The organism is Microtetraspora sp. NBRC 13810, from assembly GCF_030268685.1.
Taxonomy (GTDB): domain Bacteria; phylum Actinomycetota; class Actinomycetes; order Streptosporangiales; family Streptosporangiaceae; genus BSRQ01.
In genome coordinates this window covers 24,221-38,334 of the sequence record NZ_BSRQ01000026.1, presented here as the reverse complement: position 1 = coordinate 38,334, position 14,114 = coordinate 24,221, and the positions used below count along the sequence as shown (strand labels likewise).

Genomic DNA, 14,114 nt, shown 5'->3' with positions numbered 1-14,114 from the left:
GCCCTCGTCCTCAGGCCCCGGCGGGCACCGGCTCGTCGCCGGACGTCCAGGCCAGCAGGGTGGCGAGCGGCCAGGTGTTGACCACGCGGCCGGCGTCGATGCCGCAGCGGGCGGCCCGCTCGCAGCCGAAGCGCTGCCAGTCGAGCTGTCCGGGGGCGTGCGCGTCGGAGTCGATCGCGAACACGCAGCCCATCTCGTAGGCCAGCCGCATCAGCCGCTTGGGCGGGTCGAGCCGGTCCGGCCGGGAGTTGATCTCGACGGCGACGCCGAACCTGCGGCACGCCTCGAACACCAGCTCGGCGTCGAACTCCGACTCCGGGCGCGGCCCGCCGCGCCGGGTGCCGCCCTTCACGATCCGCCCGGTGCAGTGCCCGAGCACGTCGACGTGCGGGCTGGCGATGGCGGTCACCATCCGCCTGGTCATCTCGTGGCGGTTCATCCGCAGTTTGGAGTGCACGCTGGCGACCACGACGTCGAGCCGGGCGAGCAGTTCCTCCTCCTGGTCGAGGGTGCCGTCGGCATTGATGTCCACCTCGATGCCGGTCAGGATCCGGAACGGCGCCAGTTTCTCGTTGAGCGCCTCGACCCGGTCGAGCTGGCGGCGGAGCCGGGCGGGCGACAACCCGTTGGCCACGGTCAGCCGGGGCGAGTGGTCGGTCAGCGCGAGGTACCCGTGGCCGAGGGACCTCGCGGTCGCGGCCATCTCCTCGATCGGGGACCCGCCGTCGGACCAGTCGGAGTGGGCGTGCAGGTCGCCCCGCAGGGCGGCGCGCAGCGACGCGGTCTCCTCGTCCAGGTCGCTGCCCTCCGTGGCACGCAGCCTGCGCAGGTAGGTCGGCACGTCGCCGTCCAGCGACTCGGTGACGACCAGGGCGGTGACCTTGCCGATGCCGGGCAGACCGGCGAGCCCGCCCCCCTGCGCCAGCCGGGCCAGCTCGTCGCCGGGCAGCCCGGCCACCACGGAGGCCGCGCGGCGGAAGGCCCGCACCCGGTAGGCGGGCTCCCCCGCCCGCTCCAGCAGGAACGCGATGTCGTTCAACGCCTCGACCGGATCCATGCCGCAAACGTACTCCAGCCCCGCGGCCGGACCGGCGAGCGGTCAGGCGCCGGCGAGCGGTCAGGCGGGGTCGCGCGGCGGGAAGCTGCTCCGGGGCAGGGAGCGGTCAGGCGGGGGTCGCCGCGGTGGGGAGCTGCTCCGGGGCGGGGAGGCGGCGCAGCGCGCGGACGCCGGCGGCCAGCAGGGCCGGGGCGGTCAGGGCCAGTGCCACCGCCCCGGCGGTTTCGACGACGAGGTAGGGCATGACGAAGGGGACGCTCGCCCAGTAGGCGGCCAGCAGGGGGAGCCACGCGCCCAGCGTCGGTACGGCCAGCGCGAAGAGCGCGAGCGGCACCTGCGGCCCGCTCCAGGCCGCCGCCCACCGCGCGTACCGCCCTCGCTTCCCCGGGCCGGGCTCCGCCGCCCGCCGGGTGACGGTCAGCCAGGTCAGGCCGCCGATCAGCAGGGCGAAGCTGTACACCTCGTACACGGAGCCGAGGCTGGGCAGGAGGCCGTGCAGGGCGAGCAGCGCGGCGCCGGCCGGCGGGACGGCGAGCCAGCGGTGGCCGGGGTGCGGGGCGTCGCGGTGGAAGCCGGTGGCCAGCGCGACGGCGGGCACGACCATCAGGGCCGTCCACGACGCCCAGATGACCGCTTCCGAGCCGCTGAGCAGGGCGGTCAGGCGCTCGGCGTCGAGGGACGCGAGGACCTGTGCCGCGGCCACCGCGAGCACCAGGACTCGGGCGGGCCGCGCGAAACCGGCGATCAGCAGGATGAAGGCCGCGGTCCAGCCCAGGGTCAGCAGGACGTCCGGCCAGGTCAGGGTCCAGACCGGTGAGCCGCTCCGGCCGGGAAGGAGGGCGCGGGCGGCGCCGTGCAGGGAGATCGCCACCTGGGCGGCCACGCCGAGCAGCGCGACGAGGCGGACCGTCTCGCCCCGGGCGAGGGAGCGGGCGGGCGCGCCCGTGCCGCCCAGGCGCACCCGAACGGCCAGCCCGGCGATACCGCGCGCCTCGGACCAGCGCGGACGGCCGAGGCCCTCCTCCTCGGTGCCGGTCATGCCCTCCAGGTAGGTGGCGACCATCTCTTCCTCGCGCCGCGCGCGGTAGCCCGCGGGAAGCATCCGCAGCAGGAAGCGGTAGCGCTCCTCCAGCAACGTCCTCATGCGATCCTCTCCCCTCGCGGCCGGCGTCTCATGCCGTCGCCGGTCGTGTCCTGCGGGCGCGCAGCCGCTCGGTGGCGGCCCTGACGTTCGCCTCCAGCCGGCGGGCCTCGGCGGCCAGCGCCTCGGCCCCCGGGTCGGTCAGCCGGTAGTAGCGCCGCAGGCGGCCCTGCTGCACCTCTTCCCGGTCAAGCTCGACCAGCCCTTCGCCGGCGAGCCGGTCGAGCACGCCGTACAGGGTGCCGACGGGCATGCTCACCCGGCCGTCCGACAGGCGCTCGACCTCGCTCACGATCCCGTATCCGTGCCGTGCCTCGCCCGCGAGCGCGGTGAGCACCAGAAAGGCGGGCTCGGTCATTCCTCGTGCGACCACCCCTCCAATATATCGTGAGCCGAGATATCTTGCGAGAGATGGCATGCGGGACGAAGAAGGGGCGGCCGGGTGGACCGGCCGCCCCTCCCGGGTGGTGTCAGGCGCCCAGGCAGGCCGGGCCGAGAAGCTGCTTGAGGTCGCCCATCAGGGCGGGGGACGGGGTGACGCGGAGCCGGTCGTCCAGGCGCATGACCGTGGTCCGCGGGCCGTTGTGCACCTGGAGGTGGATCTCGGTGGTGCCGGGGTGCGTGGTCAGCACCTCCTTGAGACGGCCCACGACGGGCGGCGTGCACCGGTTGAGCGGCAGGCTGACCAGCAACGGGCCACCCGACTCCTGGGTGAGGTCGGGGGCGGTGACCTCCATCGCGATGATCTTCGCGACGTCCTCCCGCTTGTCGACGCGGCCCTTGACGAAGACGATCGCGTCCTCGGCGAGCACGGTGGAGCAGAGCTGGTAGGCCGAGGGGAAGATCATCACCTCGGTGGCGCCCTCCAGGTCCTCCAGCGTGGTCAGCACCCAGGTGTCGCCCTTCTTGGTGACCTTGCGCTGCAGGCCGGTGAGGATGCCGCCCACGGTGACGATCTGCCCGTCCGGGCGGGTCTCGTCCTGGAGCGCGGCCACCGAGCAGTCGGCCCCCTGGCTCAGGATGTGCTCGACCCCGAACAGCGGATGGTCGGAGACGTAGAGCCCGAGCATCTCCCGCTCGAAGGTGAGCAGCGTCGTCTTGTCCCACTCCCCCGGCGGGATCTGCACGTCGAAGGTCTGGTCCTCGGCCCCCTCGACCGCGCCGAACAGCGAGTCCTGGCCGATCGCCTCGTTCTTCTTGATGTCGATGATCGCGTCCACCGCCTGCTCGTGCACCATCACCAGGCCCTTGCGGACATGGCCGAAGGAGTCGAAGGCGCCCGACTTGATCAGCGACTCGATGACCCTCTTGTTGCACACGATCGCCGGGACCTTGCGCAGGAAGTCCTTGAAGTCGCCGAACCGGCCCTTCTCCTTGCGGGCCGCGATGACGCCGTCCACGACGTTGCCGCCGACGTTGCGGATGGCGGACAGGCCGAAGCGGATGTCGGTGCCGCGCGGGGTGAAGTCGAAGTCGGAGTCGTTGACGTCCGGCGGGAGCACCTTGATGCCCATCCGGCGGCACTCGTTGAGGTAGAGCGCCGACTTGTCCTTGTCGTCCTTCACCGAGGTGAGCAGGGCCGCCATGTACTCGGCCGGGTAGTTGGCCTTGAGGTAGGCGGTCCAGTAGGAGACCAGGCCGTAGGCGGCGCTGTGCGCCTTGTTGAACGCGTAGTCGGAGAAGGGGAGCAGGATGTCCCACAGCGTCTTGATCGCCGCGCCGGAGTATCCGTTGTCCTTCATGCCCTTCTCGAAGGACTCGAACTGCTTGTCCAGCTCGGACTTCTTCTTCTTGCCCATCGCGCGGCGGAGCAGGTCCGCTTTGCCGAGCGAGAACCCGGCGACCTTCTGGGCGATGGCCATGACCTGCTCCTGATAGACGATCAGGCCGTAGGTGGTGCCGAGGATCTCGGCCAGCGACTCCTCGAACTCGGGGTGGATCGGCTCGATCTTCTGCTGGCCGTTCTTGCGCAGCGCGTAGTTGGTGTGCGAGTTGGCGCCCATCGGGCCGGGGCGGTAGAGCGCGCCCACGGCGGAGATGTCCTCGAAGTTGTCCGGCTTCATCAACCGCAGCAGCGACCGCATGCCGCCGCCGTCCAGCTGGAACACGCCCAGGGTGTCGCCGCGGCCGAGCAGCTCGTAGGTCTTGCGGTCGTCCAGCGGGAGCTTGAGGAGGTCGATCATCTCCCCGGTGTTGCCCTGGATCATCTTGAGGCAGTCGTCGATGATCGTGAGGTTCCGCAGGCCGAGGAAGTCCATCTTCAGCAGGCCGAGCGTCTCACACGTCGGATAGTCGAACTGCGTGATGATGACGCCGTCGGAGTCGCGGCGCATGATGGGGATGTTGTCGGTGAGCGGCTCGGCGGACAGGATGACGCCGGCCGCGTGCACGCCGGTCTGCCGGATCAGGCCCTCCAGGCCCCTGCCGAGGTCCACCGCCGCCTTGACGTCGACGTCCTCCTCGTACAGCTTGCGCAGCTCGCCCGCCTCGTTGTAGCGCGGGTGCTCGCTGTCGAAGATCCCGGACAGCGGGATGTCCTTGCCCATCACGGCCGGCGGGAACGCCTTGGACACCTTGTCGCCCAGCGCGTACGGATAGCCGAGGACGCGGGCGGCGTCCTTGATGGCCGCCTTCGCCTTGATGGTGCCGAAGGTGGCGATCATCGCGACCTTGTCGGCGCCCCACTTCTCGGTGACGTAGCGGATCACGTCGCCGCGCCTGCGCTCGTCGAAGTCGATGTCGACGTCGGGCATGGACACGCGGTCGGGGTTGAGGAACCGCTCGAAGATCAGGCCGTGCGGGAGCGGGTCCAGGTCGGTGATGCCCAGCGCGTACGCGACCAGCGAGCCCGCCGCGGAACCACGGCCGGGACCGACCCGGATGCCGTTGCGCTTGGCCCACATGATGAAGTCGGCGACCACGAGGAAGTAGGACGGGAAGCCCATCTGCTCGATGATCCCGATCTCGTACTCCGCCTGGGCGCGGTGCTGCTGGTCGAACCCCTCCGGCCAGCGCCGGTCCATGCCCTCCCAGACCTGCCGGCGGAAGAAGCTCTCCTCGGACTCCCCCTCGGGCACCGGGAAGCTCGGCATGAGGTTCTTGTAGCCGAACATGTCCGCCGGGTCGACCCGCTCGGCCACCAGCAGCGTGTTGCGGCAGCCCTCGGCCCACAGGTCGGAGGAGTCGATGGCGCGCATCTCGTCGGCGGTCTTGATGTAGTAACCGCTGCCGTCGAACCGGAACCGGTCGGGGTCGGAGAGCTGCTTGCCGGTCTGGATGCACAGGAGGGCGTCGTGGCTGGAGGAGTCGGACTCGTAGGTGTAGTGCGAGTCGTTGGTGACGACCGGCGGGATGTTCAGCTCTTTGCTGATCCTGGTCAGGCCGTCGCGGACCCTGCGCTCGATGTCGAGCCCGTGGTCCATGACCTCGAGGAAGTAGTTGTCCCTGCCGAAGATCTCCTGGAACTTCGCGGCGGCCTTGACGGCCTCGTCGTACTGGCCGAGGCGCAGCCGGGTCTGCACCTCGCCGGACGGGCAGCCGGTGGTGGCCATCAGCCCGTCGGCGTGCTCGGCGAGCAGCTCCGCGTCCATCCGCGCCCACTTGCGGACGAAGCCCTCGGTGAAGGAGCGCGAGGTGAGCTTCATCAGGTTGGACAGGCCCGTGCGGTTCCTGGCCCAGATGGTCATGTGGGTGTAGTAGCCGCCCGCGGAGACGTCGTCGCGCTTCTGGTGCGGCTCGCCCCACAGCACCGGCTTCTTGTTGTGCCGCATCTCGGGCGCCACGTAGGCCTCGATGCCGATGATCGGCTTGATGCCCGCGGCGGTCGCCTGCTTGTAGAAGTCGTAGGCGCCGTGCATGTTGCCGTGGTCGGTCATCGCGATCGCCGGCATCCCCAGGTCACCGACCTGTTTGAACATCTGCTTCAACCGAGCCGCTCCGTCGAGCATGGAGTACTCGGTGTGGACGTGCAGATGGACAAACGACTCGCTCATGCGGCTCCTCACACACCACTCGCTTCACGGGTTGCCGACGAGCCTACGCGCGTCGGGACCGCTCCCGTGACCGCCTCGCCCCAGTCGTATCACCCGTCCGAGGGATCGGTGCCGCTCAGGGGGCGGGCCGGTCCAGGCGGCGGTCCTCCTCGGCCAGATGGAGCCCGGCCTCGATCACGGCGTTCATCACCGGCGCCAGCCGTACGGCGCCCAGCCTGGGGGCGTAGCGGGCCATCGCCTCGACGAGACGGCGCTCGCGGTCCATGTCACGGCCGGCGAAACCGCCCACGGGCTTGAGCCGTTGCACCACGCCGGCCAGCGCGGCGCGGCGCTCCAGCAGGGTGGCCAGGGCGGCGTCCACCCGGTCGATGGCCTCGCGCGCCGCCTCGACCGACCCGGGCGTGCCGCGCCGCTCGGCCGCGCCGGCCAGCGCGCCCACCACGAGCGCGGCCCGGCGGGCCGCCGCGACGACGCCGGGACCCGCCTGCGGGGCGAGGAACAGCCCGTCCGCGCCCGCGGCGACCGCCGCCGCGGCCAGCCCCGGGTCCTCGCCGAGGTCGGCGAGCACCGGCCGGCCGGACCGTTCCCGCGCCGCGCGCAGCAGCGGCAGGTTGGGGGCGGCCCGTCCGCCGGGACCGCGTCCGCCGCTCTCGCAGAGCACCACCCGGTCGTTGCCCGCCGCCGCGCAGTAGTCGGCCACCGCCAGCCATTCCCCCAGCGAGGCGGCGCTCCCGCGCTGCACGACCACCGGCAGGCCGGCCGCCGCCACCGCCCGCACCAGGCTCAGGTCCCGGGTCCACGCGCCGCCCACCACGAAGCCGTCCACGAGCCGCGCGAGGTCCGCCAGGCCGTCCGCGGAGCGCGGTTCGGCCAGCAGGACGCCCGGGCACGCCGCGCGGGCCTCCTCGGCGACCTCGGCGGCCGGACGGGCCGGCCGGTCGCCGCGCAGGCTGATCCACCGCCCGTCCTGCTCCCCGCCGGGCACGCCGCCGAACACGGCCACCTTCCCGCCGCCAAGAGAGAGATCCCCCACTTGTACGGCTTTCGCCGCCGGCTGTGCGGTATCAACGGCTGATGACATATCGGCTCCTCAGAACTCGGCCGGTCGCCATCTCCGCGGCCGGCGCAACAGTTGCGGAAAACAAAAAGGGCAGAGACCTTGACGTCTCTGCCTGCGCCGACTCCGGTTGGTCGCTAGATCAGGCCCGAGCGACCGGCCCTCCCGGAGCCGGCTCGGTAAACGCGTGACAGCGATGCATGCCTACGACCTTAAGCCATCCCGCGCCCCGGCTGCCACTTTCCGGACACACGTCTCACTCCGCGGACGCGGGCAGCGGTGACAATAGAAGGCCGGGTTGGACGGCATGAGGGCCGGAGGCGAGGGAACCTTTGCCGAGCGGTCTCGCGGTATCCGCCGCTATGGAAGGATTTCTGACCCTGGGAAGGGGGTTCGAAGTCAGTGATGTCGGATGGGCAGGGCAGCGGACGTGTGGTCGCCGGGCGCTACCACTTGCTCGCACCCATCGGCCGGGGCGGCATGGGAGTGGTCTGGAGCGCGCACGACGATCTGCTGGACCGGACGGTCGCGGTCAAGGAGGTGCGCTACGCGAGCGTGCTGGGCGACGAGGTGCAGCAGCTCAACCGGCGCACGATGCGGGAGGCCCGCGCGGCGGCCCGGCTGACCCACCCGAACGTCGTCGTCGTGCACGACGTGATCGAGGAGGACGGCCGCCCCTGGATCGTCATGCAACTCGTCATCTCCCGCTCGCTGGGCCAGGTCATCCGGGAGGACGGCCCGTTGTCGCCCCGCCGGGTGGCCAAGATCGGGCTGGAGGTCATCGACGCCCTGCGCAGCGCGCACAAGGCCAGGGTTCTGCACCGTGACGTCAAACCGGAGAACGTACTGCTCGCCGACGACGGCCGCACCGTGCTCACCGACTTCGGCATCGCCACCCTGGAGGCGGAGACCTCGCTGACCATGACCGGTCTGGCGGGCACCCCGGCGTTCATCGCGCCGGAGCGGCTGCAGGGGCGTCCGGCCCGCCGCGAGTCCGACCTGTGGTCGCTCGGCGCGACCCTCTACGCGGCGGTGGAGGGCCGCCCGCCGCACGAGCGCGGCGGCGCCCTGGCCACCATGCACTCGGTGCTCAACGACGAACCCGATCCCGCCGTGCACGCCGGGCCGCTGCTGCCGGTGATCGAGGGACTGCTGCTCAAGGAGCCGATCCAGCGTCTCACCTATGACGAGGCGTCCACGATGCTGGAGCGCATCATCGCCGGCGGCTCGCCCACCCACCCGTGGCCCGCCGTCCGCCCCAAGCCCCGCCCACGCCCCGCCGCCGCACCCCCCGCCGCCGGCCGCCCAGCCCCACCCCAGGCCCCGGCCCGCCCGGCCTCCCCCGCCCGCCCACCCGCCGCGGACCCCGCCTCCCCCCTCGGCCGCCCCGGCCCGCAGCCCACCCCGGGCCGCCCCGGCAACGCAGGCCCGTCCCCGGCACCCGGCCGTCCGGGCAACGCAGGCCCGTCGTCGGCACCCGCGCCCGGCCGTCCCGGTGGCACAGGCCCGTCCCCGGCACCGGCACCCGGCCGGTCGGCGGGATCCGGTCCCGCCTCGGGACGTCCGGCGGGTTCGCCGCCGGCGCCGGGACGTCCTTCCGGTCAGCCGCCCGCTGGGGGCCGCCCGGGCTCCGGCCTCGCGCCGGGCCGCCCTTCGGCGACCCCGTCGTCCGGCCGTCCCGGCCAGGCGCCGGAGCAGGCCGGTCCGTCCGCCGGGCAGGCGGCTCCGGGCGCGCGTGAGGCGCAGGGCGATCCCGCCGCGGGAGACCAGGCGGTACGGCGGCGCGCCCCCTACGCGTCGGCCGCCCCCCGCCCCGCGTCCGCGTCCGCCCAGGGCCCCGGCTCGACGAAGCCGGACGCCGACGCACGCGAAGCGGCCCCCGCCCGCGCGGAGGACAACCCCGCCGCCACGATGATCTTCCAGGCCCTTCCGGCGGGCCTCCTCGCCGATCCCGGCGCCTCCCCCGACAGCGACTCCCCGGCCCCCCGGCCCGGCACGCGCAAGACCGCCACCCCCGGCACGGGCAAGGCGGGCACCCGCGTCCCAGGTACGGCGGGCCCCCGCAGCACGGGCACTCCCGGCACTCCGGGCACCGGCACGACAAGCACACCCGCCACGGGTACGACGGACGCGCCCGACGCCGGTACAGCAGGCACATCCGGTGCCGGGACCGCAGATGCGCCCAACGCCGGGACCGCAGGCGCGTCCGGCGCTGGGACCGCAGGCGCGTCCGGCGCGGGCGTACGGCCGGACCCGGCCACGAAGCCCGACGTCGACCCTCCGGCCACCGGCGACAAGGCCGGGCCCGGCGCGAAGGGCAAGGCCAGGCGCCCGGCGGATGCGGGCTCGCGGCCGGACCCGAAGTCCCCCGGCAAGAGCCGCACGGCGAACCACCCCGAGACGGAGCCACAAAACGAGAGCGAGTCCACGGACGGGTCCGCGAAGATCGCCGGTCCCACGGACAGTTCCTCGGACGAGGCCAGGTCCGCGGGTAGGGCCGAGTCTCCAGGCGAGCCGGGGTCAGCGAGCAAGCCCGGATCGGTGGACAAGGCCGGACCTGTGCGCAAGTCCGGATCCGCGGGCAAGGCCGGGCCGGTCAACAAGGCCGGATCTGTAGGCACGGCCGGACCGGTGGACGAGGCCGGACCGGAGGCCGGTGAAGTCGAGCCCTCCGCCGTCGAGGCATCAGGCACAAAGACGTCGAGCGCCAAGGCGTCAGGCGCAGGGAGGTCCGCCTCCGCGTCCACCGCCGGAACGCCGGGCGCCGCGACATCCGACGCGGCCCCGTCGGACGAGGCGGACGAGGGAGACGAGACGAGCCTCGCCGCCGGAGCGTCCAGCGCCCGCCCCAAGGGCGGGACCTCCGCCGGTACCCCCCGCGCGGGCGCCTTCGGAACCGACGCCCCCAAGGCCGACGCCTCCGGAGCCTCCCCCGCCAAACTCGGCGCCTTCGGAGCCCCCTCGGCCACTCCCGGCACCTCCGGAACGGCCTCCACCGACACCGATGGCAACGACACCGGCACCGGCGACACACCGGACTCCGGCGACAGACCCCGATCGCCCGCCAAGAGCGGAACAACCGCAAAGAACAGAACAAGCACCAACAAGAGCGGCACAACCGGCAAGCCGGAAACAGCCAAGCGACCGGCACCCCCGGCATCCGCCGCAGACCGAATGCCTCCGGCCGACGACCCGGTGCCGCTCCTCGACGTGACCTCGCCGGGCGAGGACGGGGCATCACAAAGGGGCGACGACGCGGTGTCGCCCGGCGACGAAACGACGTCTTCCAGGGACATCGACTCCGCGTCCCCGCCGTACGGTCGCGAAGTCGTGTCCCCGCTGGACAATCGCGATGCCGTGTCCCTGTTGGGCGACGACTTCGACATCGTGCGGGAAAGCGACTCCGACACCGCCCCCGACCTGGTGCCGCCCGCCGTACCCGGCGCGGCCCGCCGGGACGACCCGGACGGCGGCCAGCGGGCGACCGGCGCGACGAAGTCCCTGGGCGGGCCCGGCGCCACCGCCTCGACCGGCGCGACCGGCGCGGGCAAAGCAGTTGGCACGACCGGCGCGACCGGCGCGGGCAAAGCAGTTGGCGCGGGCGGCGCGACCGGCGCGGGCGAAGTGGTTGGCGACGGTGGTGGCTGGGCTGGCGGGGACGACGCCGGGACCGCGTTGCTGCCGGCGGTGGACGGTACGGCGGGGCGCGAGGACGACGGGCCCGGGACGGCGCTGTTGCCGCCGGTCGGCGGTGCGGCCCGGCAGACCGCGGCGTCCGCCGGGGCGCCGGGACGCAGCGGGCTCGCGGGCGATCTGCCGCAGGAGACGAAGATCGGCGAGTTCGCCGCCATACCGGGCGAGGCGCGGATCGATGCGGATGTACCGGGCTTCGGCGGGCCGCGAGGTTCCGAGGCGAAGGCCGCCGAGACGCTCGGGGACCTCGGGCAGCGGGCGCGGGTTCTCCTGGCGCGGCTGGGGGTGCTCGCGGGGATCGCGGCCCGGCGGGCCCAGGTGCTCGCGGCGGCGGCCGGGCGGCGGCTCGGTGTGCTCAGCGCGGCGGCGCTCAGGCGGCTCCGCCGGCTGGCCGCCGCGGCGCGGCGACGGCTCCCCGTGCTGATGGACACGGCCCGGGAACGGCTCCGCGCCATCAGGACCACCGGCGCGAGCGCCTCCACGCACACCCCCACCTCCCACGCCCCCACCTCCCACGGCCACCCCGACACCCTTGCCTCCGGCGGCCACCCGGACACCAAGGCCGCGGGCACCCCCGTCGGCGGCTACCCGGCCTCCCGCACCCCGGGCGACTACCGGGACGTCTCCGCCGACGCCTACCCGGACCCCTCACCCGGCGGCTACGCAGACCCCGCGACCCGCGGTTACGCGGATCCCGCGTCCGGCGGCCACGCGGCCCCCTCATCGGGCGGCTACGCGGCTCCCGCGAACCGTGGTTACGGGGATCCCGCGTCCGGTGGTTACGTGGACGCAGGTGGGCCGGGTGCGGGTGTGCGGCTGCCGGAGGAGATGACGATGGCGGGGCTGCGGGTGCGCCGGTCGTCGTCGATCAAGAAGGCGCTGCCGGTGGTGCTGATCGCCATCCTCGTGGTGGCGGGCGTCTCGCTGTGGCTGGGGATGCGCAGCGCGGAGGAGGCGACGACGCCGGCCACGCCGGAGATCACGAGTACGGGACGGCCGCCGGCCACGCCGAGCGGTGAGGCCACGCCCCCGGCCGCCGCCCCCGGCACCGGCGCCGCCCCGAGTACCGGCGCCCCGCCGAGCACCGGGGCCGCTCCCGCCACCCCGAGCGCCGAGCAGTCCCCCTCGGAGGAGCCCGCCACGGAGGCGGCCGGGAAGCTGCCGGCCGGCTGGCGCGCGTACAAGGACCCGCTGGGGTTCTCCATCGGCCTGCCCAAGGGCTGGAAGGAGTACAAGCGGGAGGGGCGTACGGTCTGGTTCCGCGGGCCGGGCAGCGCGAAGGGCAGCTATCTGCAGATCCAGGAGGCCACGCAGACCAAGCCCGACCCGGTGAAGGACTGGCGGGAGCAGGAGCGGGTCGCCCGGGGGAACTTCCGCGGCTACAAGCACGTCAGCATCCACAAGGTGGACTACATGGACGCGGCGGCCGACTGGGAGTTCACCTGGCAGATGAGCTCGGGCCGGGCACATGTGGTCAACCGGGGCTTCCTCACCGGAAACGGCCGCGGTTACTCGATCTACTGGCACACCCTCGACTCCAGTTGGAAGCGCGACTACCGGTTCTTCGAGGGCTTCACCGCCACCTTCCAGCCCGCGAAGGCGAAGTGACGCCGGACTGAGCGGGTCGCCCCCGCCGGCAGTGCGACGAATCCGGCCCGCCACCTGGCGGGCCGGTTTTCGTGGGCATGCCCGGCCCTACTTGGGGTAGCTCGTCCCGCATGTCTGAATCCGGTGAGTCAGACCACATGCTGGGCGGCCGATACCGCCTCCTTGAGCCGATCGGCCGGGGAGGTATGGGCACCGTGTGGCGAGCGCGCGACGAAGTGCTCGGCAGGGAGATCGCGATCAAGGAGATCAACCCGCCGCCCGGTCTCGTCGGCGAGGAACGGGAGACCTTCGCGGCGCGTACGTTCCGGGAGGCCAGGGCCGCGGGGCGGCTCAGCCATCCGAGCGTGGCCACGGTCTACGACGTCCTTGAGGAGCACGGCCATCCGTGGATCGCCATGGAGCTGCTGCCGTTCCGTACACTGGGCGCGCTGGTCCGGGCCCGCGGCCCGATGTCCCCGTCGCGGGCGGCCGGGGTCGGGCTGCAGATCCTGGCGGCGCTGGAGGCGGCGCACCGGGCCGGGGTGCTGCACCGTGACGTCAAGCCGGACAACGTGCTGCTGTCGGACCACGGCCGGGCGGTGCTCACCGACTTCGGCATCGCCACCGTGGAGGGCGACCCGTCGGTGACCCGCACCGGGGCGATCATCGGCACGCCCGCCTTCATCGCGCCGGAACGCGCGTCGGGCGGCCCGGCGCAGCGCGCGTCGGACCTGTGGTCCCTCGGCGTGACCCTGTACGTGGCCGTCGAGGGCCGCGCCCCCTTCCACCGCGCGCACGCGCTGGCCACCCTAGCGGCCGTCCTCAACGAGGAACCGGCCCCGTTCGCGCACGCGGGCGCCCTCGCGCCGGTGATCACCGGGCTGCTCCGTAAGGACCCCGCGACCCGGACCACCGCCGCCGAGCTCGGCCCCCGGCTGCGCGCGATCGCGGCGGGCCCGGAGGCTCCCGAGCCGACCATGCCGATCGCCTTCCCCCCGCCCCCGCCGTCGCCGGCCCCCGCCCCGCGGCGGCCCGCGCCGGCCGCCGTCCCCGCTCGGCCGCCCGAGCGGCGGCGAGCCGGCACGGACGGTACGGCGGTCGCCCCGCGCCGGGGCCCGCGCACACCGGTGATCGCCGGGCTGGTGGCACTGGTCGTCGGCGTGGCCGTGATCGTCGGGGCGGTGTCGTGGCTCCTGGCGCCCGCTCCTGGGCAGCGTCCGGACCTGCCGGGGATCGTCGTCACGCCCTCCGCGCGGACCGGTGAGCCCGTGTCGGGCCAGGAGGAACGGCGGGCGCCCTCCTCCTCGCAGCCGCCCCCGGCGGAAGGGGACGCGCGGCCCTCGGACCCGGCCGCCCCGCCGGCCGCGCCGCAGGACGACGAGCCGCGTACCGACGCCCCGGGCGACGACGAGACCGGCACCCCGCAGAACCAGGACCAGGACCAGGGCCAGAGCCAGGGACAGGGACAGGGCCAGAGCCAGGAACAGGATCAGGACCAGGCGGGGGATGACTCCGGCTCGTCGCCCCCGGCCTCGGAGGCCCCGGGCGAGGTCGGCCCCACCCCGGCCGATCCCGGCACGGAGTGAC

7 protein-coding genes are annotated in these 14,114 nt (G+C 73.6%); 2 read left to right on the top strand and 5 right to left on the bottom strand.

Annotated features, from left to right (window positions below; genetic code table 11):
* Positions 1-10: 10 nt before the first annotated feature.
* The 5 genes from QSK26_RS36095 to QSK26_RS42000 form a co-directional block, all read right to left on the bottom strand.
* Complete coding sequence (locus QSK26_RS36095; protein ID WP_285779833.1) at positions 11-1,057, bottom strand: PHP domain-containing protein; 1,047 nt, start codon at positions 1,055-1,057, stop codon at positions 11-13.
* 106 nt (positions 1,058-1,163) lie between these two features.
* On the bottom strand, positions 1,164-2,201 hold the full coding sequence (locus tag QSK26_RS36090) for a hypothetical protein (protein WP_285779832.1): 1,038 nt from the start codon (positions 2,199-2,201) through the stop codon (positions 1,164-1,166).
* Between the two features lie 28 nt (positions 2,202-2,229).
* Positions 2,230-2,571 (bottom strand): PadR family transcriptional regulator, encoded by a 342-nt coding sequence (locus QSK26_RS36085; RefSeq protein ID WP_285779831.1) that lies wholly within the window; start codon positions 2,569-2,571, stop codon positions 2,230-2,232.
* Positions 2,572-2,668: 97 nt separating this feature from the next.
* Positions 2,669-6,190 (bottom strand): DNA polymerase III subunit alpha, encoded by a 3,522-nt coding sequence (gene dnaE / locus QSK26_RS36080; RefSeq protein ID WP_285779830.1) that lies wholly within the window; start codon positions 6,188-6,190, stop codon positions 2,669-2,671.
* 115 nt (positions 6,191-6,305) lie between these two features.
* The gene (locus tag QSK26_RS42000; protein WP_352244464.1) at positions 6,306-7,223 is read right to left on the bottom strand and encodes a chorismate mutase; all 918 of its coding nucleotides are present in this window, start codon (positions 7,221-7,223) and stop codon (positions 6,306-6,308) included.
* A 429-nt stretch (positions 7,224-7,652) separates the two neighbouring features.
* On the opposite strand from QSK26_RS42000, the gene QSK26_RS36065 reads away from it, so the two are divergent.
* Complete coding sequence (locus QSK26_RS36065; RefSeq protein WP_285779829.1) at positions 7,653-12,548, top strand: serine/threonine-protein kinase; 4,896 nt, start codon at positions 7,653-7,655, stop codon at positions 12,546-12,548.
* Between the two features lie 77 nt (positions 12,549-12,625).
* Positions 12,626-14,113, top strand: coding sequence for a serine/threonine-protein kinase (locus QSK26_RS36060; RefSeq protein ID WP_352244463.1), 1,488 nt, complete (start codon positions 12,626-12,628; stop codon positions 14,111-14,113).
* The last annotated feature ends 1 nt before the right edge of the window (position 14,114 follow it).

Bases quoted from the DNA above. Each gene is read 5' to 3' on its own strand.
- QSK26_RS36095 (WP_285779833.1), bottom strand. From the start codon at position 1,057: ATGGATCCGGTCGAGGCGTTGAACGACATCGCGTTCCTGCTGGAGCGG.
- QSK26_RS36090 (WP_285779832.1), bottom strand. From the start codon at position 2,201: ATGAGGACGTTGCTGGAGGAGCGCTACCGCTTCCTGCTGCGGATGCTT.
- dnaE (WP_285779830.1), bottom strand. From the start codon at position 6,190: ATGAGCGAGTCGTTTGTCCATCTGCACGTCCACACCGAGTACTCCATG.
- QSK26_RS36065 (WP_285779829.1), top strand. From the start codon at position 7,653: ATGTCGGATGGGCAGGGCAGCGGACGTGTGGTCGCCGGGCGCTACCAC.
- QSK26_RS36060 (WP_352244463.1), top strand. From the start codon at position 12,626: ATGCCCGGCCCTACTTGGGGTAGCTCGTCCCGCATGTCTGAATCCGGT.